29 protein-coding genes are annotated in these 25,059 nt (G+C 60.4%); 13 read left to right on the forward strand and 16 right to left on the reverse strand.

The features are described from left to right. Positions 1-76: 76 nt before the first annotated feature. Together QNI87_RS08000 and QNI87_RS08005 are read left to right on the forward strand one after the other, a co-directional pair. Entirely contained in the window at positions 77-580 is a 504-nt protein-coding gene (locus QNI87_RS08000; protein ID WP_300595653.1) for a GAF domain-containing protein, read from the forward strand. A 151-nt stretch (positions 581-731) separates the two neighbouring features. Next, positions 732-1,628 (forward strand): hypothetical protein, encoded by an 897-nt coding sequence (locus QNI87_RS08005; RefSeq protein ID WP_300595654.1) that lies wholly within the window; start codon positions 732-734, stop codon positions 1,626-1,628. A gap of 16 nt (positions 1,629-1,644) precedes the next feature. On the opposite strand, the gene QNI87_RS08010 is transcribed toward QNI87_RS08005, so the two are convergent. From QNI87_RS08010 to hemE, 13 genes are all read right to left on the reverse strand, one after another. After that, entirely contained in the window at positions 1,645-4,479 is a 2,835-nt protein-coding gene (locus QNI87_RS08010; RefSeq protein ID WP_300595655.1) for a carboxypeptidase-like regulatory domain-containing protein, read from the reverse strand. A 53-nt stretch (positions 4,480-4,532) separates the two neighbouring features. Beyond that, a complete protein-coding gene (locus tag QNI87_RS08015; protein WP_300595656.1) occupies positions 4,533-5,372 on the reverse strand; it encodes a molecular chaperone in 840 nt (279 codons plus the stop codon). A 249-nt stretch (positions 5,373-5,621) separates the two neighbouring features. After that, complete coding sequence (locus QNI87_RS08020) at positions 5,622-6,149, reverse strand: DUF4402 domain-containing protein (protein ID WP_300595657.1); 528 nt, start codon at positions 6,147-6,149, stop codon at positions 5,622-5,624. A gap of 244 nt (positions 6,150-6,393) precedes the next feature. Continuing rightward, a complete protein-coding gene (locus tag QNI87_RS08025; protein WP_300595658.1) occupies positions 6,394-7,320 on the reverse strand; it encodes a ParB/RepB/Spo0J family partition protein in 927 nt (308 codons plus the stop codon). A gap of 62 nt (positions 7,321-7,382) precedes the next feature. Continuing rightward, on the reverse strand, positions 7,383-8,159 hold the full coding sequence (locus QNI87_RS08030) for an AAA family ATPase (protein WP_300595659.1): 777 nt from the start codon (positions 8,157-8,159) through the stop codon (positions 7,383-7,385). Positions 8,160-8,227: 68 nt separating this feature from the next. After that, positions 8,228-8,794 (reverse strand): 16S rRNA (guanine(527)-N(7))-methyltransferase RsmG, encoded by a 567-nt coding sequence (rsmG, locus tag QNI87_RS08035; RefSeq protein WP_300595779.1) that lies wholly within the window; start codon positions 8,792-8,794, stop codon positions 8,228-8,230. A gap of 65 nt (positions 8,795-8,859) precedes the next feature. Further along, on the reverse strand, positions 8,860-10,737 hold the full coding sequence (gene mnmG, locus QNI87_RS08040; RefSeq protein WP_300595660.1) for a tRNA uridine-5-carboxymethylaminomethyl(34) synthesis enzyme MnmG: 1,878 nt from the start codon (positions 10,735-10,737) through the stop codon (positions 8,860-8,862). An 86-nt stretch (positions 10,738-10,823) separates the two neighbouring features. Beyond that, a complete protein-coding gene (gene mnmE / locus QNI87_RS08045) occupies positions 10,824-12,119 on the reverse strand; it encodes a tRNA uridine-5-carboxymethylaminomethyl(34) synthesis GTPase MnmE (protein WP_300595661.1) in 1,296 nt (431 codons plus the stop codon). 46 nt (positions 12,120-12,165) lie between these two features. After that, the gene (locus QNI87_RS08050; RefSeq protein WP_300595662.1) at positions 12,166-12,441 is read right to left on the reverse strand and encodes a DUF6489 family protein; all 276 of its coding nucleotides are present in this window, start codon (positions 12,439-12,441) and stop codon (positions 12,166-12,168) included. A 103-nt stretch (positions 12,442-12,544) separates the two neighbouring features. After that, positions 12,545-12,937 carry a BLUF domain-containing protein gene (locus tag QNI87_RS08055; protein ID WP_300595663.1) on the reverse strand — a complete coding sequence of 131 codons (393 nt, stop codon included), beginning with the start codon at positions 12,935-12,937 and terminating at the stop codon, positions 12,545-12,547. 29 nt (positions 12,938-12,966) lie between these two features. Further along, a complete protein-coding gene (gene rho, locus QNI87_RS08060; RefSeq protein ID WP_300595664.1) occupies positions 12,967-14,232 on the reverse strand; it encodes a transcription termination factor Rho in 1,266 nt (421 codons plus the stop codon). Positions 14,233-14,473: 241 nt separating this feature from the next. Then, the gene (locus tag QNI87_RS08065) at positions 14,474-14,917 is read right to left on the reverse strand and encodes a CopD family protein (RefSeq protein ID WP_300595665.1); all 444 of its coding nucleotides are present in this window, start codon (positions 14,915-14,917) and stop codon (positions 14,474-14,476) included. Between the two features lie 4 nt (positions 14,918-14,921). Further along, positions 14,922-15,938: a uroporphyrinogen decarboxylase gene (gene hemE / locus QNI87_RS08070; protein WP_300595666.1), complete on the reverse strand. Its 1,017-nt coding sequence runs from the start codon at positions 15,936-15,938 to the stop codon at positions 14,922-14,924. A 332-nt stretch (positions 15,939-16,270) separates the two neighbouring features. Between hemE and QNI87_RS08075 the strand changes: the two genes are divergently transcribed. The 10 genes from QNI87_RS08075 to QNI87_RS08120 all read left to right on the forward strand — a co-directional run bounded on the left by QNI87_RS08075 (position 16,271) and on the right by QNI87_RS08120 (position 22,897). Further along, positions 16,271-17,119 (forward strand): pyruvate, water dikinase regulatory protein, encoded by an 849-nt coding sequence (locus QNI87_RS08075; protein ID WP_300595667.1) that lies wholly within the window; start codon positions 16,271-16,273, stop codon positions 17,117-17,119. After that, a complete protein-coding gene (locus QNI87_RS08080) occupies positions 17,116-17,712 on the forward strand; it encodes a Maf family protein (protein ID WP_300595668.1) in 597 nt (198 codons plus the stop codon). Before QNI87_RS08075 ends, QNI87_RS08080 begins: the two co-directional genes overlap by 4 nt. Then, positions 17,709-18,566, forward strand: a complete 858-nt coding sequence (locus QNI87_RS08085; RefSeq protein WP_300595669.1) for a shikimate dehydrogenase — start codon at positions 17,709-17,711, stop codon at positions 18,564-18,566. Before QNI87_RS08080 ends, QNI87_RS08085 begins: the two co-directional genes overlap by 4 nt. Further along, positions 18,563-19,177 carry a dephospho-CoA kinase gene (gene coaE / locus QNI87_RS08090; protein WP_300595670.1) on the forward strand — a complete coding sequence of 205 codons (615 nt, stop codon included), beginning with the start codon at positions 18,563-18,565 and terminating at the stop codon, positions 19,175-19,177. The genes QNI87_RS08085 and coaE overlap by 4 nt, the downstream gene beginning before the upstream one ends. 49 nt (positions 19,178-19,226) lie before the next feature. Beyond that, positions 19,227-19,946 carry a DNA polymerase III subunit epsilon gene (dnaQ, locus tag QNI87_RS08095; protein WP_300595780.1) on the forward strand — a complete coding sequence of 240 codons (720 nt, stop codon included), beginning with the start codon at positions 19,227-19,229 and terminating at the stop codon, positions 19,944-19,946. Positions 19,947-19,983: 37 nt separating this feature from the next. Continuing rightward, the gene (raiA, locus tag QNI87_RS08100; protein WP_300595671.1) at positions 19,984-20,562 is read left to right on the forward strand and encodes a ribosome-associated translation inhibitor RaiA; all 579 of its coding nucleotides are present in this window, start codon (positions 19,984-19,986) and stop codon (positions 20,560-20,562) included. Between the two features lie 158 nt (positions 20,563-20,720). Further along, a complete protein-coding gene (locus tag QNI87_RS08105) occupies positions 20,721-21,197 on the forward strand; it encodes a PTS sugar transporter subunit IIA (RefSeq protein ID WP_300595672.1) in 477 nt (158 codons plus the stop codon). Further along, positions 21,187-21,675, forward strand: a complete 489-nt coding sequence (locus tag QNI87_RS08110; protein WP_300595673.1) for a PaaI family thioesterase — start codon at positions 21,187-21,189, stop codon at positions 21,673-21,675. The genes QNI87_RS08105 and QNI87_RS08110 overlap by 11 nt, the downstream gene beginning before the upstream one ends. A 12-nt stretch (positions 21,676-21,687) precedes the next feature. Continuing rightward, complete coding sequence (locus tag QNI87_RS08115) at positions 21,688-22,017, forward strand: DUF1491 family protein (protein WP_300595674.1); 330 nt, start codon at positions 21,688-21,690, stop codon at positions 22,015-22,017. Between the two features lie 199 nt (positions 22,018-22,216). Further along, positions 22,217-22,897 carry a cell wall hydrolase gene (locus QNI87_RS08120; RefSeq protein ID WP_300595675.1) on the forward strand — a complete coding sequence of 227 codons (681 nt, stop codon included), beginning with the start codon at positions 22,217-22,219 and terminating at the stop codon, positions 22,895-22,897. A 39-nt stretch (positions 22,898-22,936) separates the two neighbouring features. On the opposite strand, the gene xth is transcribed toward QNI87_RS08120, so the two are convergent. The 3 genes from xth to QNI87_RS08135 are packed head-to-tail and all read right to left on the reverse strand — an operon-like array spanning position 22,937 to position 24,618. Then, complete coding sequence (gene xth / locus QNI87_RS08125; RefSeq protein WP_300595676.1) at positions 22,937-23,743, reverse strand: exodeoxyribonuclease III; 807 nt, start codon at positions 23,741-23,743, stop codon at positions 22,937-22,939. 57 nt (positions 23,744-23,800) lie between these two features. Further along, on the reverse strand, positions 23,801-24,130 hold the full coding sequence (locus QNI87_RS08130) for an iron-sulfur cluster assembly accessory protein (protein WP_300595677.1): 330 nt from the start codon (positions 24,128-24,130) through the stop codon (positions 23,801-23,803). A gap of 56 nt (positions 24,131-24,186) precedes the next feature. Beyond that, a complete protein-coding gene (locus QNI87_RS08135) occupies positions 24,187-24,618 on the reverse strand; it encodes a CBS domain-containing protein (protein WP_300595678.1) in 432 nt (143 codons plus the stop codon). A 123-nt stretch (positions 24,619-24,741) separates the two neighbouring features. Here QNI87_RS08135 and QNI87_RS08140 point away from each other — a divergent pair, with 123 nt between their 5' ends. After that, positions 24,742-25,059 (forward strand): hypothetical protein, encoded by a 318-nt coding sequence (locus tag QNI87_RS08140; RefSeq protein WP_300595679.1) that lies wholly within the window; start codon positions 24,742-24,744, stop codon positions 25,057-25,059.

A 25,059-nucleotide genomic window follows, 5' to 3' on the forward strand; every position in this document is an offset into this window, starting at 1 on the left:
AGAAGCGATAAGGGAGCCGCACGCGCGAGACAACATCGCGCTTCGCGTGACCGGCGAAACACGACAGGACCACGTGATGTATGATTTCAAACCTGAAGCCGGCGCAGACCCCCAAGAACTTTATCGTCAGCTGCGCGAGGCAGCCGACGCGCTCACCGCCGATGAACCGGATAGTGTTGCGAATATGGCGAATATCGCTTCGCTTCTCTGGGAGTTTCTTCCCGATCTCAACTGGGCCGGGTTCTATCGTTTAGCCGACAGCAAATCGGGCAAAGCCCGCGAACTGGTCCTCGGCCCGTTCGTTGGTCGGCCGGCGTGCATCCGTATTCCCATTGGCGTCGGGGTGTGCGGCACGGCCGCAGCCAGCGGGGAGACCCAGCGCGTGGCGGACGTGCATGCTTTTGCGGGCCACATCGCCTGCGACGCGGCCAGCCAGTCGGAATTGGTCGTCCCGATAAAGCGCGGTGGCGAGGTGATTGCGGTGATCGATCTCGACAGCCCACGCCGCTCGCGTTTCGCCGAGGCCGACGCCGAGGGGATTGAGGCGCTCGCCAGACTTCTCGCGGATCGCATCGGATAAGGCGCTGCGCAGCCCGCGCGCATTCGCCCCGAATCGAGACAGGGCGTCCGCGACGCGTGGTTCGCGCGTGAACGTGATGATAAACTGAAAACTAACCATAACCTGATCCAGGGCCGCGAGTCGCGTTGCCCTCTCTCAAGGGGGGAAACACATGCCTTCGACCCGCACTTCGCTCCGCGCTGCGACCGGACTGGCCGCCCTCGCGCTCGCCCTGCCCGCCGCCGCCCAAGAGGACGCGCTGCCGCCGGTCGAAAGCAGCTCTGTGGAGCCGATGTCGCAAGCCGAAATAGACACCCTTCCCGAGGAATACAGGAGCCTCCCGCTCAATCAGGAGATTACGACGACCACCGTGGGTCAGGACGGTGTGGAAACGATCACGCGCACGCGCCGCATCGGCAGAAACGCGCCAGCCGCGACGCAGTATTACCCGGCAAACTATCCCGCGAATGTGTATCCAGCCGTTGGTTACGCTCCCGCGGTTTTGAACCGGGAACAATGGATCGCCGAATGCGAGCGCCGAACCGTCGGGCAAAGCGACGATGACAAGGGCATTATCATTGGCGGTCTCTTGGGGGCCATCGGCGGAGGAATTGTCGGAAACGTGGTCGCCGCATCGGGCGAAGCCCTCGCCGGCACGCTCATCGGAGCAGGCGTGGGAGGATTGGCCGGCGTGCTCATCGGGAGCCTGTTCGACGGCGAAGACGATGAAGACCGCTACGACTGCGCGGCCGCGTTGAACAACTATCTCGACCAGTATGGCCAGGGCACGACCCGTGTTGCGGCTCGCGCCATTCCAAGCCGCGCACCTGTTGGTCAGCCGGTCTATTATCAGACCTATCCGACCTACGGATACGAGCAACCGGTCGGCGGCTATCCTCAGCAGCAGACGATGACAATGATCCCGGTCACCACCTATCAGCCGCAAAGGGTGATAGTGCGCGAGACGATCCGCGAGGAAACGGCACCGGGCGCCCTTCGCACCATTCCTCGGCAAGATCAGACGCCGGAGCTGACGCCGGGGCCTTCACCCAAAATGATCGGGAACTGAGTTCGTGGCGCGTGGCCTAGTCCGACGTTTCCCTTGGCTGGATCGCCGCAACCTTCGGCGGGCGCTCCTCTTCCTTCGGTCCGTCGCGCGGGTTGTTGGACATTTCATTGGCCAAGGGTGTCAATTTCACCGCGCCGAGCCTCACCAGGTCTGAGCCGCGCTTCACTTCGACACTGTCTGCACCCTCGGATCCTGGGAGGTTGGGAGCGACCTGAAGGGTCTTCGCCGCGTGCTCAGCGACTCTAAGCGAGTAGCGCCCGTAGGGCACACGCTCGAATAAGAAAAAGCCATCGAATTCGCTGATCGTTGCGGCCGTGACGGCCCCATCCTTATTGATCAGCTCAAGCTTGACCCCGGGCTGCTCGAGCCCCGAGGGGTTAAGCAGTAGCCCCTCGATTTCTCCCGAAGGCGAGATCGGCAGTTCGATCTTGGCAATCACTCCGGGTCTTGGCGTTACCACAACTCCCTTGATCGCCGGAGCCAGGAAGGGATCGCCAAGCGAGCTTTCGTCGACTCCCACAAGCACGGGCTGGAAGGGGTTGAGATCATCGACAATTGTACGACCGTTCTCGCCGGTAACAGCGTTTGTCCGGCGAAGTCCCGCCTCGACCAGCACGTCCTTGAGCAGCTCTTCATCCGGGTCGCGCTGGCCGTCGCCGTCCTCATCTCGGAATACGGTGACCGCCGCCTGACCGCTGCGCGCAAGCTTGGTTTGCGTGACACGCACGCCACCCGATACGGGGTCAGGTCCCAGGCTAAAGGCCAGCTGCACGTTCGCTCCCACCCCGCCGAGCGAGGTCACAAAGCCGTTGCCACGCAAGGAAAGCTGGTCGAAGCGCCTGGTGTACCCCGCAGTCAGGCGAAACTCGTCGTTGACCGAGGCGTATTCCAGCTGCCCCTGAAGCTCGGACCGCTCATCAAGGTCCATATCCATTCGCACATCGACCGTTTCCAGACCCGCGTCGGGCCCATCGACCAGGAACGTCGCGTTGCCACGCAATCGCACGTCCCGAAAACGGGTGTTAGCCAGCAACCGGAAGCGCGTATCGTCGCGCCCTGGCCCCTCGCCACCGCCACTGGCCCCACCGGCGACTTCGCTCTGGTGGTCGATCTGCGCGGACAGCGCGAGACGGCCGGCCGTGATTGAAGCGGTGGTTAGGATTTGATTAACCTTTGATCCGTCGCGCAGCCGCAAACGGCTGACCGATCCTTGAACCGGCACGGCCAATCGACCCAATCGCAGCGAGGTGTCGAAATTGAAACCAACCCGGTGATCAATCTCGCCATCGACGAACTCGCTCTGAAAATTTCCGAAGGCGACCGTCACATCGGCCCCGAAGTTGAATTTGCCAAGCCGACCAAGGGCGTTCAGCTCTGTAACGCTGCCCGCGCCAAACTCGTGCGCACCCGCAAGCTCGAACTGCAGGCTACCAATGGTGCGCGCAAGCGCGCCCTCTGCGTAAGTGCGACGCTTGCCAGCAAAGAAGAGGGACTGGGCACCGATCGCGGCGCTTGTCCGTTGATCGAGGCCACGCTCGACCCCCACGCCCCATCGCCATCTTTGTGGTGACGTGACAGCTTCATCGTCGAGCTCGATCAGATCGCGATCGTTCTGGACGACGCCAGCCCAGTAATAGGTCTGCCCGGGCTCGATCTGATTGAGGCCGACGGGGATCGTCGATCTCTCTCGCCGGATCTGGCCTTGCGGGCCGTAGAGAACCACCTCAAGGTCGTTCCGGCCAAAAAACAGATCGATATCTAGAAATTCGTAGCGACCGTCGCCACGGTCATCCTGGAACGCGATAAGCTGACCATTCCGATACAGCTCCGCGTCCCAGCCTGTGGGGAGCACGCCGCGCAAGCTGGTCTGCGAGAAGCGTGCCGGACGCCCCAGGGGCCGGTTGGTCACAAAGGCCCCGCGACCAATCGCCGTCTGGCCAGTCAACTGCCCCGCGAGCGTTTCAACGTCGCCGACGGCGACTTCGGTGGCTTTGAGCGGTCCCAGTAACTCGCCCTGCGGATCGTTCCGATATGCCCTTAGCCGCAGCGATTGCGGACGCATCGTCTCATCGGTGGCAAAGCGCGCATTGTAGCTGGCTCCCAGAGCTTCGCCCGATGCAAAGATTTCCACATTCGCGGTCGTCTGATCCCCTCCGAGCCCGCCCGTTCGTGTGCCAGCGCGCGCAACGATATCGACCGATGGCGTGCGCCAAGGCTTGTACTCCATGTCGGCCGTTGGATACTTGGACAGATCGAAGGTTGCGGGACGCCTCTTCTGGAGTCGCGCGGCGCGACTTCTGCGCTCGATCGCCTGCATGAAGGGAAGGCTCTCCTCGGATTCGAGAAGAACGATCGAATTGTAGAGATCCGGTTTGAATGCAATTCCAAACCATTGCGACAGCGCTTTCGTATCGGCGCACCACCCCTCTGGTGTTTGATAGATGTCGTCCCCGATTGGGCCGCGGGCGTTCGAACCCGAACTGTTCACGCTTTGTACCATATCGGAGTCGAGATCGATCGTGAAACTCTGGTCTTCGGCGAACAACCACCCAGTTGCGCGGCGCGACTTCTTGTCGATCCGGATGGGCAAGTCGAGCGATTGGATGACATCGGCCAGATCAAGACACACGCCCTGATTGGTGCGGTAGCCGCGCACGTCGAAGGTGAGTTTGTACTGCTTTATCCGCAACTGAAGCAGGAGGAAATCATCCTCGCTGGCTTCCCAGGTCGGCGGCGGGGAGACAGTCGCGTCTTGAGCCTGGGCCGAAACAGGAGCGATCATCGCGAACGCAGAAAGCGTCGCGGCGATGCTCGCAGCGACGTTTCTGAAACGGTGGCGATGGAAAAACATCAGATCGGTCCGCTAAGCCAATGGGTAGCTTGCTCGCTCCCTCGGCGCCCGGTTCAGCCGACCGCAGCGTCTACGGCAGCGATCAACCTTCCGCCTGCATCAGGCATTTCGCGATATTCAAAGCGCAGTTGACCCGTCAGGCTCGCAGCCTGCTCGCTTGTCAGAGGGATGAGCACATCGCGGCTCCCCAACTCGGGATAAATGGCGAGACCGCGGCTGACAACGAGCGGGTCTTTCACACCCGGCTTGGTCACGCGCAGCTCTCCATAGGTAGAGCTGTCGCCAGCGCGGGTCATGGTCAGCGCCAATTGCGGACCAGCCTCTGTTTGAACAACCCTTGGTTGGTTTATCGCAACTTGCGCCTGAACACGGCCGTGGCGAACAATGATCGGGATTGTCACGCCATAGATGGGGATGAGCTGAATGGCGACACCGCTTGTGTCGCTTGGCGCTTCATCCGTAACTTCGCGCGGCTTGGGGATGGCCTTAAAGGACATGTGCACGCGATACTCGCCATCGGGCAGATCCGGGCCCGGACGGGCCGCCAGACGCACAGCCTGGGGCTGACCCGGCGGAAGGGTAATGCGGCGCGGGGCGTAGCGTATCATGCCCAAAGCGGCTTCTTCGGCCTCGGTCGCCTCGGTCTTTACGATCGGGACGAGCCGACCGTTTTCCTGCATACGCCGCAGCTCGAGCCCAATGCGATACGTCGCGTCTTCCGCGCCGATATTGCTGAGAATGATCTCGGTTCCACGGCTGCCGTCCAAGACAACACGAGTCGGCGCAACCAGAAGGTCGCCTTGCGCGTTGACCGGCGCAGTCAGACTGACGGTGGAGAGCGCGGCGACAATGGCCGCGTGGCTCGCAAAGCGACGCAGTGAAGCGAAAGACATTACAGGTATTAGCCCCCCTTGGAGATCGAACCTCCCCCAAGAGAGCGGTTCACGTGCATTTACGGAGGGTGGTAAGCAAACAGAGTTAAGATCGCTTAAACGCCGAGCCGCACGCGGAGCCGCTCATCGATCAACGGTCTGAAATTTCGCATGAAACAAACAAAGCCGCGCCTCCGGGCAAGAGACGCGGCTTCGCCTTTTGGCTCGGATCGAGCGGCGACCAAAGGTGTCGCCGACGATCAGCTAAGCTTAGGAATAGTCGACCGAAACGTCGAATGTACCTTCGTAGATACCGGCGTTCTGCGTGGCACCAATGTCCAGCGTACCGCCGACGGTGAAGGTTGCGCTGCCACCAGAAAGGGTCACTTCGTTGCCGGCCTCGCTCGAAGTGAAATTGTCCACCGTGAGAGTGTCAGCCGAGGTGCCGACCGTTCCGCCAACGCGGGTCAGATCGATCGATGCGGTGGGAAGGTTGATGGTAACGGCCTTGCCGTCCGTGCCCTGAACCGTGAAGAGCGGGTTATCGACAGCACCGCTGCAGACAACCTGCTTGTTCGCGCAGTCCATCACACCGTTCGCTTGAAGCGTAAGCGTGTCGGCGCCGTTCACGACGATCGCGCCAAAGTCGAGCGCACCGTCGGTGAGGTCGAGCTGGAGAGCTTCGAGGATTTCCGCGGTGGCGTCGGCCGTGGCGGTGTCAGCGTGAGCGGCGGTGCTCATACCAAGCGCGCTGAGCATGGCAATGCCGGCGGCGCCGAAACGAATGGTCTTGGTCATTATTGGTCCTTCCAAGCGTGGTCTTTGTGCCGTTGCAGACGCGCCTTTGAAGTAGCCCCCAATGGACGCGCTAGCCGAACGGACAAACGTGTCCGATCGCCACCTATGTAGAAGTCCCGGGTTCAGCCTTCGTTTTTAGGTATGGTTACCAAGCCCTTAGGAGCGCCGGCTTGTTTCTTCTCAAGCCGTTGAAAAGGAACGCGCTTCGAGGGAGAAGCTCTTATATTCTCGGTTTAGGCGCGATCTAGAAATCGCCGCCGGTTAGGCGTTGGCATACGAGATCAAGCTGATCGAGCGTCTTATAGCGAATCGTGACCTGGCCTGAACGCGGGTCGGCGTCGGCTTTGATTCGAACGGGAAGCCCGAGGAATTCCTCCAAGTGGGTCTGCACCGCCTCTATATCGGCGTTGTCAGACTTTGGTGCGGTCTCGGGCACCGACGCTCCGCCCGAACTGCGGACATCGCGCGCAAGTTTGCGAACCAGCTTTTCGATGTCCCGCACGGAGAGGTTGTCGTTCACCGCACGTCTTGCAAGCTCTGCGGCGTCTTCCTGGCCGATCAAGGCGCGGGCGTGGCCCATGGACAACTTCCCGCCCTCCACAAGGTCAAGCACCGCCTCGGGCAAAGCGAGCAAGCGTTGGAGGTTCGCGACGTGGCTGCGCGATTTCTCGACCATGCGGGCGATTTCCGCCTGCGTCATCCCCTCTTCTTCCGCAAGCCTTTGATAAGCCCGAGCTTCTTCAACCGGATTCAGATCTTCTCGCTGAAGATTCTCGATGAGGGCCAAGGCGACCACTTCGCGCTCGCTCAATTCTCGAACCAGTGCAGGAATGTGGTGCAGACGCGCTCTTTGCGCCGCCCGCCAACGCCGTTCACCCGCAACGAGCTGATACTTGCCCTGCCCCCTGGGCCGCACGATTATAGGCTGAATGACACCGCGCGCGGCAATCGAACCTGCAAGCTCTTCAAGAGCCGCTTCGTCGAAACGCTTGCGCGGGTTACCCGGCAAGGGTTCGATCGACGCAACACTTAGCGACCTTAGCGGCGAAGCGCCGGGGCCTGAGGCGTCAGCGCCATCGCCGTCTTGATCGCTCGGCGCGCTTTGCACGAGAGGTTCCTCCCGCTGCGCTTCACCCATCAACGCTCCGAGACCACGGCCAAGCTTCTTCATCCCTTTCCTCTCCGCGGCGCTGCGCTGCGGGACGGAAAAGCGGATAGGGTCCGAATCCTTACTCACGCGGCCTGCCTCTCGGGGGGAAATCGTCCAATCAGTTCGCGCGCCAAAGCGATGTAAGCCCGGCTGCCATTGCATCCGTGATCGTAAACAAGGGCGGGCAGCCCATGGCTAGGCGCCTCGGACAGTCGGACATTGCGAGGAATCACGGTTTCGAACACCAATTTTCCGAGGCAATCGCGCACATCGTCCGACACCTGATCCGTCAGTCGGTTGCGACGATCGTGCATGGTCAGAGCGACACCAATGATACCCAGTGAGGGGTTGAAACGCTGCTGAACCAATTCAACGGTCTGGAGAAGCTGGCTCAGCCCCTCCAGCGCAAAGAATTCGCATTGCAGGGGCACTAACAGCGTGTCGGCCGCGCAGAGCGCGTTGAGCGTCAGAAGTCCCAGAGAGGGCGGGCAATCGACAAAACAGATATCGTGACCGCGATGCGCGCTCAGCGCTTTGCGGAGCCGCGCGGTTCGATTGTCCGCCGAAACCAGTTCAATTTCAGCCCCACTCAGATCCACCGTGGCCGGGACGATATCGAGGCCGGGGATGACTGTCTCTTTAATGGCCGCATCCAGCGGAGCGCCTTCCACGAGCAGATCATAGCTCGAAACCTCGCGATGCGAGGGGTCAACCCCCAAACCCGTGGATGCATTCCCCTGCGGATCGAGATCAACAAGCAATGTCCGCCAGCCTGTCGCCGCCATTGCGGTCGCAACATTGATGGCGGTGGTCGTCTTCCCCACTCCACCCTTTTGATTGGCTACAGCGATGGTAAGCATGGCTTTAGTGCCCCCCTTCGGGCCTTTTCCGCACCAGATTCGTTGAAATCCAGAGTTGATCGCGTAGATTATCGGCTCACGATGATGCCTGCGTCGCAATCGGTCAACGACTGTTCCACGTGAAACATCATCCGAATCGATTTCTTTTGTGAAATCAATTCGTGCGCCGCAGAGCGCCCCTTCGGCAAGATGTACCGCGTCGCTCTTGTGGAGAAGCGTGCGGATAAACGCAGGAGCTTTTCAAGCGGGGCAAAAGCTCGCGCGGAGATTACACTCGCCGGAAACGGTTCGATGCGCTCGAGCCGATCTCCCAGCACTTGGCAGCGCGCCAACCCCAACTCTGAAACACAGCGCTCCAGAAACTCGACGCGCCGAGCGCGCGATTCGACAAGAGCAACGGGCGAATTCGGTCGCAAGGACGCGATCACAAGACCCGGAAAGCCCGCCCCCGTTCCAAGATCGAGCCACGGGTCAGGAGTGGTATGTTCGAAGGTTTCACGTGGAACATGCTCCATCAGCTGGGCGCTGTCCGCAATGTGCCGCAACCACAGCTCGCCTTCAGACGCTTTGCTTATGAGGTTTTGGCGTTTGTTCTCTTCAAGAAGAAGCCTCGCGAAGCGATCGAGGCGAGCCATCGCATCACGGTCCGCCCATCGCTCGACATAAGCGCGCGCCGCGCCCTCGTTCTGGAGGATCGCGCTCACGCCGCTTTCGGCGCGCTGTCGGCTTTTTCGGCTTCCCTTCGCCGAGCGTGGACAAGCAGCGCCGCTAGCGCTGCGGGGGTGACGCCAGACACCCGGCCCGCCGCGGCAAGTGTGGGCGGGGAGGCATCGCTGAGGCGCTCTACCATTTCGTTTGAAAGGCCGGGGACTTGAGCGTACGGAAAATCAGGCGCCAGCGCCAAACCCTCGCTCGCCCGCAGATCCTGGAGTTCGGCATCCTGACGCGCAAGGTAAGGCGCGTAGACGGCATCTTCCGCCATCTCCTGAGCCAGCTCAAGATCTTGATCAACATTTTCGCCGATCCACGGTTGAAGCACAGTGAGATCGATGCCGTCGTGCCGCAGCCACTCTTCGATACGCTTCTGCCCGCCATCACGGCGCACCTTCAACCCGTGATCGACAAGATCCTTTGCGCCAACTTCGCGTTCGAACCCGGCGATGAAGCGCGCGCGCAGCTCCTCACGACGCTCGTACCAACGCCGCCGCTCCTCGCTGACACATCCGGCGGCTATCCCCAAAGCCGTGAGGCGCGAGGACGCGTTGTTCGCCCGAAGACGCAAGCGGTATTCCGCGCGAGAAGTGAGCATCCGGTAAGGCTCAGACACGCCTTGCAAGGTCAGATCGTCAACCATGACGGCGATGTAGGAATTGGCGCGGTCAAGCTTTGGAGGCGCGCGTCCCATAGCCTCGCCTCCGGCGGCGAGTCCGGCGACCAAGCCCTGCGCAGCGGCCTCTTCATAGCCCGTTGTACCGTTGATCTGACCTGCGCAATACAGACCGGGGATGGCACGAAGTTGGAGATCAGGGGTTAGCGCGCGCGGATCGATGTGATCGTATTCCACCGCATAGCCCGGTTCGACGATCTCAGCGCGGTCAAGGCCCGGCATACTGCGCACGACCGCGCGCTGGACATCTACGGGAAGCGAGGTGCTGATCCCGTTTGGATAGACCAAATGCGTGTCCAAGCCTTCCGGCTCAAGAAACACCTGATGCCCGTCGCGATCGCCGAAGCGGTGAATCTTATCTTCAATCGAGGGGCAATACCGCGGCCCCGCGGCATCTATAGCGCCAGAAAACAGTGGTGAGCGATGAAAGTTGTCGCGAATAACGTCATGCGCTTCCAATGTTGTACGCGTGATCGCGCAGAACACCTGAGGGTTGACCCTCCGCTCGGACAACGCGGACATGGTCCAGTTCTCATCATCCGAAGGCTGCTCGGGCAGGGACGCCCAGTCTATTGACCGCCCGTCCAGACGCGGCGGAGTACCGGTCTTGAGCCGAGCCATTGGCAATTCGGCCGCTCGAAGCTGCTCGGCAAGGCGGGTTGCCGCGTTCTCGCCGACGCGCCCACCCTCAAATCGCTCTTCCCCTCGAAACAGAACGCCGCCAAGAAACGTGCCTGTGCACAGTATGACACGCGGTGCTTCGAGAATCGCGCCGTCCGCAAATTCGACCCCTGCAACACGTCCGCCACGAAGCGCGAGAGCAGCCGCCTCCCCTTCGACAAGGTCGAGATTGGCCTGAGCTTGGACCAGGCGTTGAACTTCCGCCTTGAAAAGCACGCGGTCGGCCTGGACGCGCGGCCCCCACACCGCGCTCCCCTTGGATCGGTTCAGCATGCGGTAGTGGATGGCTCCGGCATCCGCGGCCCGCCCCAGAACACCATCAAGAGCGTCCACTTCACGAACGAGGTGTCCCTTGCCGAGACCTCCAATGGCGGGATTGCAACTCATCGCGCCCACCGCACCAAGATCGAAGCTAATCAACGCCGAGCGCGCGCCCATCCGCGCGGCCGCACACGCCGCTTCGACACCGGCGTGTCCGCCACCGATCACGAGAACATCATACCGTTGCATGGCGGGTCAAATAGGGATTTGCGGTCTGGGGGTCAAAGATGTTTCACGTGAAACGCCATCGCGCAACGCCTAGAAGTACTAATCCGCTACTTCCCTATGCAAAAACGCCCGAACAAGGCATCCAGCATATCTTCGGTCGTTGTCCTACCGACAAGCCTGTCGAAAGCGAGCCGCACCGTCCGCAACTCCTCCCCGACAATCAGAAGGTCCGTGGAATCCGACGCGGCGCAAAGCGCGGTGTGAGCTTCGGATAGGAGATGATGTTGGCGCGCATTGAGCGCCGCTTCGCCTGGCTTTGGCAGAGTTCCGCCTGCGGCCTTCACCAACGCGACTTTGAGCTCGGATACGCCTTCCCCGGTCTTCGCCGATACTTTGAAGCGCGCGCCTGCCTTTGGCTCGAAGTCGGCCGCATCCGAACGGGAGGCAATCTCCCAAGCGTCGCGTGGGCCCTCACCCTCCGGACCTAGCCACAAGACACGGTCCGCCCGGTCCAGTTCGGACTTGGCTCGATCGATGCCCACCTGCTCAATGGCGTCCTCGCTGTCGGAGCGAAGACCTGCGGTATCGACAAAACTCAAAGGAATGCCGTTAATCGAGACATTCCGCTCGATAGCGTCGCGGGTTGTGCCCGCAATTGGCGAGGTTATGGCCGCCTCGCTCTCCACAAGGGCGTTAAAAAGGCTCGATTTGCCCGCATTGGGAGGGCCGGCCAGCGCCACACGGAACCCCTCCCCCAACTTCTCAGCTCGGGCTCGCGACAGCCAGTTCCCAAGCGCCCTGCCCAGTTCTTCCAGGCTTTTCGTGAAACCCTCGGGCAATTCTTCGACATCGTCCTCATCGGAAAAATCAAGCGCCGCTTCGACCTGTGCGCTTAGCTTGAGAACGGCCTCACGCCATTCTCCGATCTGTCCAGACAACTGCCCTTGCGCGCTCGCCAAAGCCGTTGAACGCTGAAGCTCGGTCTCCGCGGCCAAAAGGTCCGCAAGCCCCTCGGCCTGGGCCAGGTCCATTCGGCCGTTTGCAAAGGCTCTACGTGTGAACTCCCCTGCCTCAGCGGACCTCAGGCCCGGTAATGCGACCAGAGCCCGATGCACAGCGTCCACAACCGCACGGCCGCCATGGCAATGCAATTCAAGCAAATCTTCACCCGTCGCCGAACGCGGACCGGGAAACCACAGGACCAAGGCCTCGTCCAAAAGCGCGCCATCGGCATCCCGCAAACGCGCCAAGGTCGCGCGTCGTGGCTCCAACAAACGACCGACAAGCGCCCGCGCTGCGCCTTTTGCCTTCGGCCCGCTCACGCGAATTACGCCGATTGCCGCCGGTGGGGCACCGCTCGAAAGGGCAACAATCGTGGAACCGCCATCGCGAGCAGACGTCATGACCTCACCTCGAGTTCAAAACCCGAATCGCTTCCCCGGTACCTTGTTAGTCTGTCTTGTCTTCGCGCCGCGACGAGGGAGCCGATCGAACCGCTCCACCGGCCATCGCGCCTTCGATGAAATTCTGAAACAGCTTCAGGCCCGCCTGTCCCATGGGCGCGAGGCTTTCCGCGTATTCCCTCAACTGGCCAGGATCGCTTACGCCTTTCATGACCTTGGTCATATTATCGACGTACACCGAATTGGCCTCGGTCACATCCGGAAGCCCCATGAACGCGCGAGCCTCTTCGGGTGTGCAATCGACTTCTATGGTGATCTTCATGGCCTTAACCTTTCTTGGCGATGCTCCGCCTTAACTAGAGGCTATAGCCAATGTCGCGCAATGGAGCGCGGGCAGCGCATGGGCCCGTACCGGGCCAAGGCCGTCAATTCAGCACGACAAAATTGGTGATGATCTTGCTCGTCTGCGCGTCAAGACCTTCTGGAAGGTCTGCTTTCAAAAGGTCACGCCGCTTCTCGACACTTTCCGCGATCATCACGCGGCGCATCGCCCAGTTCGGACAAGCCCGCTTCTCGACCAGCCTACGGTCGATCATCGATATGCCGGTGTGACGCGAATCGTGACTGATCTTCACCATCAGCGATACGAGTTCGGATTCCTCGCCTTCCAGGAGCTGCAGGAAATTGCGCCCATTATAAAGAAGCAATCCCGTCACGCCCCGCGCGGCATTGTTCCGCTGGCTGGCGGCCAGGATCGCGTCAACGTCTTCCCGCGACAGACTGGGCGCGGTGCTGATGTAAAGATATTGGCTTATCACTGGAAGCGGGCCCTCCCCTGACCCCGCGCTTACTGGTTCATCGTATCGAAGAAATCCTCGTTCGTCTTGGAATCCTTCATTTTATCCAAGAGAAACTCCATAGCGTCTACGGTACCCATCTGCATCAGGATGCGCCGCAAGACCCACATTTTCGAAAGCTTGTCCTTCTCGACCAGCAACTCTTCCTTGCGAGTGCCGGATTTGCCGACATCGAGCGCGGGGAAGATCCGTTTATCGGACACTTTGCGATCCAGGACGATTTCCGAGTTGCCGGTACCTTTGAACTCTTCGAAAATGACCTCATCCATGCGGCTACCGGTATCGATGAGCGCGGTCGCGATGATTGAGAGTGACCCACCCTCCTCGATGTTGCGCGCCGCCCCAAAGAAGCGTTTGGGCCGCTGAAGAGCGTTCGCGTCGACACCGCCGGTCAACACTTTGCCCGAACTGGGAACCACGGTGTTGTAGGCGCGACCAAGACGCGTGATCGAATCGAGAAGAATGACGACGTCGTTCTTATGCTCGACCAGCCTTTTCGCCTTTTCTATAACCATTTCAGCAACTTGGACGTGGCGATTGGCTGGCTCGTCAAAGGTAGAGGAGATCACCTCACCTTTTACACTGCGTTGCATGTCGGTGACTTCTTCGGGACGCTCATCAACCAGGAGAACCAACAGGAACACCTCTGGGTGATTGTCCGTGATGGCCTTGGCGATGTTCTGGAGAAGAACCGTTTTACCCGTGCGCGGCGGCGCGACAATCAGCGCGCGTTGACCTTTTCCTTGCGGAGCGACGATGTCGATCACGCGGGCCGACTTGTCCTTCACCGTCGGATCAAGCGTGTCGAGGCTAAGCTTCTTCTCAGGATAGAGCGGGGTGAGATTGTCGAAATTGGTTCGCAAACGAACCGCTTCGGGATCTTCGAAGTTGACCGTGCTGAGGCTTGTCAGCGCGAAATACCGCTCCCCGTCTTTCGGTGCGCGAATCTCGCCTTCAACAGTGTCGCCGGTGCGAAGGCCCCATTTGCGGATCTGGTTGGGCGAAACATAGATATCGTCCGGGCCGGCGAGGTAGTTTGCCTCGGGCGAACGCAAAAAGCCGAAGCCATCTTGCAGCACTTCGATCGTGCCGATCCCCATGATCTTCTCTTCGTACTCGTCGTCTTCTGCGAGTTCGCGCAGGATGCTGAACAACAGATCCTGGCGCCGCATGGTCGAGGCGCCTTCAACCCCGAGCTCTTCCGCCATCTTGACGAGCTCCGCCGGCGTTTTCTGTTTTAAGTCTTTGAGATGCATTAGAAAATATTTCCAGACACTAGAAGCGCCCGCTGCATCGGAGCGCCAGGGAAGAACCGGTGGTCAGTACCTCTTTGAAGGAGGCGCCTTGCCGCGAATGGGCGACAAATAGCTGGGCTTGGAGAAAGCAGACCGGCTGCGCGCGGATCGCGCAGACCTACATCCGGGGTGACAAACACAAAATACGATTCGAAAGCCCTGCGGTCAATCCGAGATTACGGCGTGGTCCGGGCAATCGAGCTCAAAACGGCTTGATGTAAACGAGAGCCACAATCAGCACGAGCAAAAGGCCCGGCACTTCGCCAATGATGCGCAGCGTTTTTTCGCTCAAGGGCCGCTCCCCGCGGGCCATCTTCTTGGTCTGCGCCACCAGCCAACCGTGATAGCCCGACAAGATCACAACCAGAGCGACTTTGGCGTGCAACCAGCCCGCGCCGCTGAAATAGCCTCCCGGTATCGCGATCGCCAACCCAAGCACCCAGACGAGAATGAGGCTGGGCGTGAGAATGATCTTGCGCAGCTTGCCCATGCGATTGGCCCATTTCACTTCGCCCGGAGACCCCGGCGCGTGATCCAGCATGTAGATGCATTGTCGCGGCAACATGAAAAGCCCGGCGAGCCAGAACACCATAAAGATCACGTGACCAACGCGTAGCCAGTCGCTGACAGACAGAAGAGCGTCCATCACTCTAGCCTCGCACCGCCGACAGAAGCTCTTCAACGTGGCTGATCGGCGTAAACTGCCCGATCCCATGGCCAAGGTTGAAGACGTGCGGGCGATCTTCGAACGCCTTCAGGATCGCTCGGCATCGCTCGGGCAAGGCGGGACCCCCGGCCTCGACCAGCAACGGATCGAGATTGCCCTGAACCGGCATTCCGTCTGGCAGCGAAGTGTGCGCCCACACAGGATCCAGGGTTTCGTCAAGACCCACGGCGTCCACGCCGGTCTCTCGCGCGTAGGCAGGCAGTTTCGCTCCCGCACCCTTTGGAAAACCGATAACCGGCGTATCCGGGTGCGATTGCTTGAGAGCTTCGGTGATCTTGGCGTTGGGCGCGATCACCCAGCGTTCAAATTCATCGGGTGCCAGACTTCCCGACCAGCTGTCAAACAACTGCACCGCCTCGGCCCCTGCATCGATTTGACCGCGCAGATAGGTGATCGAAACCTCTGAAATCGCGTCGCAAATGGCCTGCAAACGGCCCGGATCGCGATAAGCGAGCAAGCGCGCCGGGCCCTGATCTTTCGATCCCTCGCCTGCGATCATGTAGGTTGCAACTGTCCAGGGAGACCCCGCAAAGCCAAGCATGGTGACCTCATCACCGATCATGGCGCGGGTTCGACGCACGGTTTCATAAATCGGATCAAAGCGTTCGTGCGCTGGCGCAAAGTCAGACAGGTCGGCCTCCAGCAGAGTCGGGCTCATCTTGGGCCCTTCCCCGGCCAGAAACGCCAATCCCTGACCCATCGCATGGGGGACGATCAGGATATCGGAGAACAAGATGGCCCCATCAAACGCAAACCGACGGATTGGCTGGACCGTGATCTCAGCGGCGGCCTCGCTGTCGTAGACGAGCTCGAGAAACCCCCCTTTTTCCGCACGCAGCTCTCGATATTCGGGAAGATAGCGCCCCGCTTGACGCATGAGCCATACGGGAGCGACGGGTTGTTTCACACCCTTCAAGGTGTCGAGCAAAGGGCCAGGCATGGGCGATCCTTAAAACAAATAAATGATATTTATAAAGGGATGATGGGTTTGGTTGGCCCTGTGGAAAGCGGGAATTGCAATTCCCTGCACGATTTGTTCGACTGTGAACAGCTTTTGCGCACAGGGGCGAATCCGCACGCGTCCTGTGTCAATCGCAATCTATCCCCGGTCTTGTCACCCTGTGTGCAAACGCGATTTCGTGTCGAGAAACCACCCGGGTAAATTTGCTGCGAGCGGGGAGCCAATTCGCTCCTCAGCTTGTCGTCGGCGCTCTCCCGTGGTTTATGCGCGCGACTTTCCACAGGGCAACGCATCAACACCCGACGAATCGCATGAATCGGCTCAACCTCCATCTTGTTTCGGATTCGACAGGCGAAACGCTTGAAATGATTGCGAAAGCCTCGCTCGCGCAATTCGAGAACCCGAGCGTTAGCCGGTATTTCTGGCCAATGGTCCGCTCGAGGCAGCACCTCGATCGCATTGTGACCGATCTCGCCGAGAATCCGGGTCTCGTGTTTTACACGCTTGTGAACCCGGAGACGCGCGAGCGGCTGGAAGAGCATTGCCGTCATCTGGGCCTGCCCGCCGTGGCCGTCCTCGATCAGGTGACAACCGCGCTGGAATCGCAGCTGGGGCAGGAGGTTGTAGCGCGTCCGGGACGCCAGCACGCGATGGACGCCGACTATTTCAAGCGCGTGGACGCGATCCAGTACACGATCGCGCATGATGACGGGGTGAATTATCAGGACTGGGAAGAGGCCGATATCGTTCTTGCCGGCGTGTCGCGCAGCTCCAAGACGCCGACGAGCATTTATCTGGCGAACCGCGGCTACAAGGTCGCCAACATCCCACTGGTCGTCGAAAGCCCTCCCCCGGCCGAACTTTTCGGATTGCGCCATCCACTTGTCATCGGCCTCACCACAGCGGCCGAACGCCTCGTGCAAATCCGCCGCAACCGATTGCTGTCGCTCAACGAAGGGACGGAAACGTCCTATGTCGACAATGAGCGCGTGAAAGAGGAGCTGCTCTTTGCCCGCCGGATGTTTGCGGACAACGGTTGGCCGGTAATCGACGTGACCCGCCGCTCGATCGAGGAAAGCGCGGCCGCCATTATCCGACTGGTTCAGGATCGCCGACGCCCGCAAAAACCGGCGGAAGGCGGCGTCTCAAAACCGATATGAGCGCTCCCGAACTGATTCTTGCCTCCAAGTCGGCCTCGCGCCGGGCCATGCTCGACGCGGCGGGCGTTGAGTACGAGGCGATCCCGGCGCAAGTGGACGAGCGCGCGATCGAAGAAGGACTGACCGGCGCAAGCCCCCCGGAGGTTGCCGAAGCGCTCAGCGTGGCCAAAGCAGCGGCGCTCGCCGCGCTTCATCCGGATCGCTTGGTTCTGGGCAGCGACTCCCTTGTGGTCGTGGATGGACAGCGCTTCGACAAACCCACCAGTCGCGACAACGCGGTCGAGCATCTGCGCTTCTTTTCGGGCAGACCGCTTGAACTGCACAGCGCCGCCGCGCTTGTGCGCGGTGATACCTGCGTGTGGAGCGCGCCGAGCCGGGCAGTTTTGCACGTGCGCGAGTTGTCCGAGACCTTCATCGACCGCTATCTCGACGCCGAATGGCCCGAAGTGGGTCACACGGTTGGCGTGTTTCGGATCGAGGCGATGGGGGTGCAGCTGTTCGAGCGGATCGAGGGCGATCAGTTCACAATTCTCGGCATGCCTTTGCTACCCGTGCTCCAAGCCTTGCGCGAAGAGGGTGCCTTGCTCGGATGACCTGTCCCTACGCCCAAGTCATCGGCGACCCCATCGCGCAATCGAAATCGCCGGCCATTCACGGCTTCTGGCTGGAAAAGCTTGGAATTGAAGCCGATTACACCGCCGAATGCGTCGCTGCTAGAGAGTTGGCGGCCTATTGCGACCGTGTCTCTGACGATCCCCATTGGCGCGGCTGCAACGTTACTATGCCGCACAAACAGGCGGTGATGGCGCATCTCGCCTCTGTTGACGATGCTGCGAAGCGTATTGGCGCTGTAAACACGATCTATCCCGCATTCGATCGGCGCCTGGTGGGGGCTAACACCGACGCTGCCGGGTTTCTTGAGCCCTTGCGCGGCAAGCTTTCCGAGAAGCACCTTTTTCGCATGGCTCGAATTCTGGGCACGGGTGGTGCGGCCCGCGCGATCGTGACGGCGCTTTATGATGAGGGTTTCACTCTGGTTCTGGCGGGTCGCAACCCGGATAAGGCCCGCGCTCTGCTTGATGAGCTTGCGCCGGTTGGAGAGCATCACGCGGTTCATCTCGATCACTTCGCTGTGCCGACAGACTTCGCCTTCGATAACCGTGAAGGGTGCCTCGACCTGGTGGTCAACGCCTCCCCGCTGGGCATGCGCGGCCAGCCAGCGCTTGCGTTCGACTGGACGCACGCCCCGCCCGGAGCCATCGCCTACGATATCGTCACCGATCCGGTGGACACGGCGTTTCTCCAGGCCGCGCGCTTGGCTGGGTACGACACCATTGACGGCCTTTCCATGCTGATCGGGCAGGCGGCGGCGGCGTTCGAGATCTTCTTTGGCGCCAAAGCGCCGCGCGAACACGATGCCGAGCTGCGCGAAAGACTGATGGTATGAGCCCCCCTTCGCCGTCCCGGCCTTATATAATCGGCCTGACGGGCTCGATTGGCATGGGCAAGTCGACCGTCGCCGAGATGTTCAAGGACGAAGGCGTGCCTGTCTTCGATGCGGACGCTGAAGTGCGCGCGATGCAGGGACCTGGCGGCGAGCTTCTTCCCGCCATTGAGGCGGCCTTTCCCGGTTCGACGGGGTCGGACGGAGTGGACCGCGAGGCGCTGGGCAAGCTTGTCTTCGGGAACGCCCAGAAACGCGTGGCGCTCGAAGCCATTGTCCACCCGGCTGTGGGCCAGAAGCGCGCGAGGTTTCTTGCAGAGAACGCCAACGAACCCCTGCTCGTTTTCGACATTCCGCTTTTGTTCGAGGGCGGAGGGAACGAAGCGGTGGATAGCGTGGTGGTAGTCTCCGCTCCGGCCAAGGCGCAGCGCGAGCGTGTGCTCTCGCGCCCCGGTATGACGCGCGAGAAATTCGAGCGCATCCTGGGCATTCAAACACCCGACGCGGAGAAGCGCGCGCGGGCCGACCACGTGATCGATACCGGCACCTCACTTGAAGAGGCACGCGCACAAGTCAAAGCCTTGATCAAAGCGTTGCTCGCCAAGGCACAATAACCGTTCTTACAGCTCTCACTGCCCCTTGCGCAGGTCCGCGATTGAGCGGATAGTACGCGGGATGAGAGAGATCGTTTTCGATACCGAAACCACTGGCCTTGATCCCAAAACCGGCGATCGAATTGTGGAAATAGGATGTGTGGAGATGATTGGGCGGGTTGCGACCGGTGAGACTTTCCACGCCTACTATAACCCCGAACGCGACATGCCAGCTGAAGCGGAAGCGGTGCACGGCCTTTCTTCCGCTTTCCTCGCTACCAAGCCGCTTTTCTCGGAGAGTGTTGATGCGTTGCTTGGATTTCTTGGCGATGCGCCGCTGGTGGCGCATAACGCCGGGTTCGATTTTGGTTTTCTCAACGCGGAGCTTGAGCGCCTTGGCCGCGAGTTAATCGGGCTTGATCGAATGGTGGACACGGTCGCGCTCGCCCGCAAGAAACATCCCGGTGCGAAGAATTCGCTAGACGCTTTGTGCACGCGATACGGTGTGGATCGCTCGCATCGGGTCAAGCACGGAGCTCTGCTTGACGCGGAATTGCTCGCGCAGGTTTACATTGAGCTTACCGGCGGACGTCAGATTGGGCTTGAATTGGCCTCCGAAAGTATCAGCCCGTCTACCGAGACGGCCCCGGCCACTATCGAGGCTGGTCGGGCCGCCGCAAACCGCACCCGCCGCGACCCGCGCCCGCACGCTGCGAGCGCCGAGGAACTTGCGCGTCACGCTCGCTTCATCAAGGATCTCGAAGAACCCATATGGCAAAAAATGCCGTAACAATGTACCTTATGCTTAGAAAAGGGGCGAAGCAGAAATGGATATCCGCGTTTCAGGGCATCAGGTTGAAACCGGCGCTGCGCTTCAGGAACACGCCACGGACCGGCTGGGCACAATTGTTGAGAAATACTTCGATCGAGCGCTCTCGAGCCACGTGACCTTCGGCAAGGCCGCCGCCGGCGCGTTTCGATGCGACATCGTTACGCACGTCACGCAGGGGACAATTCTCAAGGCGCAGGGCGAAGCGCACGATGCGCATGTCGCGCTCGACGCCGCCGCGGCCAAAATCGACAAGCAATTGCGCCGGTACAAACGTAGATTGAAGGACCGACACGAACGCGCCCTCTCGGTTCGCGCCGAGGAAGAAGCGGCCTACACGATATTCGATGCGGACGTATTTGTGACCGAAGACAGCGAAGAGGCAGCGAGCGCTGAATCCGCTCCCGTGATCGCTGAAACCAGCGTTGACATCCCAACCGGCTCCGTCGCTGACGCAGTCATGATGCTCGATTTACGCAACGCTAACGCCCTCTTCTTTAAAAACGCTGGAACCGGGCGACATAATATGGTCTACCGCCGCTCGGATGGTTCGATCGGTTGGGTCGAACCACGATAGGGTCTTGCTGACATCCGCCGGAATTCCTCATGCCCGGCTTTTGGTGTGGAGACCTGTATCCACGGCTAGGCTGATAACCACCGCACCCCCTTACGCCCGCGGTGGCTGTCAGCCTGTGCTGAACCCCTCGGATCGTATAAACGGGACTTCGTACTCTCATGGACGTCAATATCGCATTGCAGCCTGAAGCGGTTGCCATAAACCGATCGGAACGCGCTGACGAGGCCACGAAACACTCCGTTCTGCGGCAACTTTCCGAGCTTTATCGCGACGTTTATGGTCTGAAAGCTTCCGAAGTGCTCGAAGGGCTTGAGCAGCGTGAGGCGCTCGGCAGCACCGGGTTCGGGAAGGGCGTCGCAATCCCGCATTGCCGAAGCGATGCCGTCAAGCGCCCAACGCTTGCGTTGCTGAAGCTTGATACCCCTTGCGACTTTGAAGCGGCTGATGCGCAGCCCGTCGGTCTGGTGTTTGGCCTTGTTTCGCCCGAAAACGCCGGAGCCACCCATCTGCATGCGCTTGCCGCCATCTCGCGGCTTTTGCGTGACGAGGCGATGCTCCAGGCGTTGATGGACGCCGATGACACGGAAGCGTTGTTTGCCCTTTTGACAAATCAATTCTTGCGCGATGCCGCCTGATTCCGCGTCCGACGCGGCAGACCAGGCTGGCGCGCGGCTCCATTACAGGGCGCTGGAGCGACTTTACGCGTCTGCCCCCATAAATTCCAAGTTTGCTTCCCGGCTCAGTATCATCGAGAAGGGCGTCTCTCGGCTGCACTTTGACGTCAGCGAGCAAGACTTCCACGCGGCGGGCGCTGCCCACGGCACCATTTACTTCAAGATGCTGGATGACGCCGCCTTTTATGCCGCCAACACGCTTTCGACCGATTTTTTTCTTCTCACCACCAGCTTCAACATGAATTTTACCAAGCCCGTGCGGGCGGGTGAGGTTATCGCTGAAGGTCGATGGGTGAGCGGTCGGCGCCGGGTCTTTGTCGCCGAATCGCGCCTGATCGATGCCGAGGGAGACGAAATCGGTCGGGGTACGGGCACATTCATGCGCTCGCGAATCGCGCTTTCGGGGCTGCCCGGCTATTCGGACCAGCCCGAGCCCTAGCGCTCGCACCCTATGCGCTTTCCCGCTCATCTCGAAGTCGGCAGCCTTATCCGCCTGGCCGAGACAAACGGTGGATCTGCGGTGGTCCTATCGAAAGGCGAACCCGACGCTGGCACTCTGCTTCTGGTAACAATGCATCGCGGCGAAGGCGCGACGCTTTATGAGCGCATGCCACAGCTTGATGGCACGCGATCCTTTGTTGCGACGAAGGCAGAGAATCGGGAGAACCCTCGGGAATTCTCCGAATATCTCGATCGGCGACGCGATCAGGATCCGGACATCTGGATTCTCGAGGTGGATATCGCCGATGCGGAACGGTTTATCGAGCTCTTGCCGAAATAGCTTGATTTCGTATCTTTTGAAACTAATTGAGGGCCTGCTTCCAAGCGGAGGCCGCAGGAATGGCAATTCGGTCATTCCTTCGGCACGCAGACGGGGAGCGGCCGGCAGGCGATAGAGAACCATCCCTAAATGAGCGAAACAATCGCGAAGGTTCCGGGTCTGCGTCGGTGCGCGCTCACCGCACGAATACAGTGTTTTCATGAGTCGTAGGACTTATTCCCTTGGCGCGGTTGCCACTCTGGCCACCGCCAGTTTGATTTTCTCCGGTGCCGAAGGCGGTGAAGCCTTCGCGCAGGCCAGTTCCGATGATGTGACCATCGCCGCTCCCGAGCGTATCGATGACCCTGTTGATCTGGCGGAAGAACCGTTTGAAGTCGTGCCGCTGGATGCAGTGGTCGAGAGCGAGATCGAATTCGTCTCGAACGCGGTTGTTCAGGAACTCCCGGAAGACGAGGCGGCCAACGCTTCTTCGCTGAACGAGCTCGTCAGCACCCTTGAGCCAGAAGCACTCAGCGATCAAATGCAGTGTCTGGCTGGCGCGGTTTACTTCGAAGCGCGCGGCGAGCCCCTCGTGGGCCAGTTGGCGGTTGCGAACGTTGTGATCAATCGCAGCGAGGATACGCGCTGGCCGGCGAGTTATTGCGGCGTAGTCTACCAGCGCGCGCAGTTCTCATTTGTCAAAAACGGTCGCATGCCGCGCATTCGCACCTCCTCGGGCGCGTGGCACCGAGCCAAGGCGATCGCCCAGATCGCCCATGAGGGCTTGTGGGAATCCGAGGTCGAGGACGCGGTGTATTTCCACGCCAAATATGTGCGCCCCAAGTGGAGCCGTCGCAAAGAGCGGTTGGCGCAAATCGACACCCATATTTTCTACCGCTGACAAGCTTGGAGGCGCCAACAGCGCGCCGACGCGGTCTGATCAGGCGATTTCGACCCAGACCGGGGCGTGATCGCTGGCCTTCTCGCGCCCGCGATGGTCGCGATCGACGCCTACCGCAAGAAACCGGTCCGCAAGCTCGGGCGAAAGCAGCGCGTGATCGATCCGAAAACCATGGTCGCGCTGCCACGCGCCCGCCTGATAGTCCCAATACGTCCACACGCCGCCGCGTGGATTGAGGGTGCGCACCGCGTCGGTCCATCCATCCGCCAAGAGGCGCGCATAGGCAGCGCGGCTCTCCGGCTGCATGAGCGCGTCGCTCGCCATCGCCTTGACGGAATAGGTGTCATCATCGAACGGGATCACGTTGTAGTCGCCTAGCACCGCTGCTGGCACTTCTTCGCTCCAAATCAGCGCCATGCGCGAGCGCAGCTTCTCCATCCAGGCGAGCTTGTAGTCGAATTTTGGACCGGGCTGCGGATTTCCGTTGGGAAGGTAGATATTGACGATCCGCGAAACGTGGGTGCCATCATGGGTGACATTGACCTCAAGATAGCGAGCCTGCTCTCCCTCTCCCTCCTTCGGGCCGTCGATGCCGAGTCCTCGTTGCACTTCCGTGATCGCGTAACCTGCCTTTGTGTCCGCAAGGATTGCGACGCCGTTAAACGCCTTCTGCCCGTGCCAGATGGCCTGGTAGCCAAGGTTGTCGAACTCTTCAGCCGGAAAACCTTCGTTCTGGCTCTTGATCTCTTGCAAACAGGCGATCGAGGGGCGCGTTTCCTCAAGCCACTCCTTGAGGCGGGGCAGGCGCGCCTTGATCCCATTGATGTTGAAGCTGGCAAGTTTCATGCGGCGACCATGGCGCAAGCCCTGCGCCTCGTCCAACGCAAACGCAAAGCGGACGGCCTATATGCCGAAGCTGGAGCCGCAGCCGCAGCCGGCTGCCGCCTTGGGATTTTCCACGCGAAAGGCCGCCCCTCCGAGCGACTCGACATAGTCGACGACGCTGCCTCCGACGAGATCAAGGCTGACCGGATCGACCACAAGCTTGACCCCGTCGGTTTCGCTCACAGCGTCTTCACCTTCGGCGGTCTCGGCCATCTCAAACTTGTATTGAAAACCGGAACACCCGCCTCCCTCGACCGATAGACGCAGGATCGCCGGCTTGGTTTGCTTTTGCGCAATCGCCGCGATCCGTTTCGCAGCGGCTGGGGTGAGGGTGAGCGTTTCGGCCATGGGCCTTATTTAAGTGTCCTCGGTCGCAACCTCAAGATCCGAGCGGGAAAGTCCGATCAGCCGGTTTGAATATACTGGCGCAACGCCTCGGCCTCGTGCTCCACTTCGTCGATGCGTGTCTTCACGAGATCGCCGATCGAGATGAAAGCGCGCAGCGACCCGTTTTCAACCACCGGGAAATGGCGAAAGCGCCGCCGTGTCATCAAAGCAAGCGCCTCATCCACCGTAGTCGAGGGTTCAACGGTAATCACCGGCGACGTCATGATGGCTCCGACCGGGCCATCCAGGCAGTCTTTTCCATCGCTAGCGAGGTGGTAGATCACATCGCGTTCGGAAATGATCCCGGCCACCGATCCGTTGCGCATGACGGGCATGGCCCCGATCCGGCGTTCTGCAAGGATCGCAATGGCCTCCGCAACCGATGTCGAGACGTCGCATGATATGATTTCGGTGGCTCGACGGCTCGCGATTATGTTTGCGATGTTCATGGCTTTCACTCCTCTTTCCCGCTGGGGAGAGTGCCACTGATCGCCTGAAAAGGCGAATCCGATGCATCGAATGATGCGCATTGCGCCATTGCCAAGGCGCGCTGACGCGCTCATTGGACACACATGGTCCGCAAGTCCCCCCTCGATGATCCCGAAAACGCCGCCTACGCCTGGCGACGATTTCGGCAGATCATGCGCTTGCTGGCCTCGGTAACCTTGGCAACAGTCGCCCTCTTGGTGGGCTTGCTCTGGTTCCTATACCCGGACGCCTCGATCCACTTTTTCATCGCCGTCGCGCTGGGGGCTGCCTTTACAATGGGATTGACCGGGGCGCTGATGGGTCTTGTCTTTCTTTCCAACGGGACCGGGCATGATGAAGCGGTCGACAATCGATTGCCCGGTGCCGACGAGCTGTTCGGACGCCGGAACAAGGATCGCTGA

It is taken from the genome of Erythrobacter sp. (assembly GCF_030066995.1).
Classification (GTDB): domain Bacteria; phylum Pseudomonadota; class Alphaproteobacteria; order Sphingomonadales; family Sphingomonadaceae; genus Erythrobacter.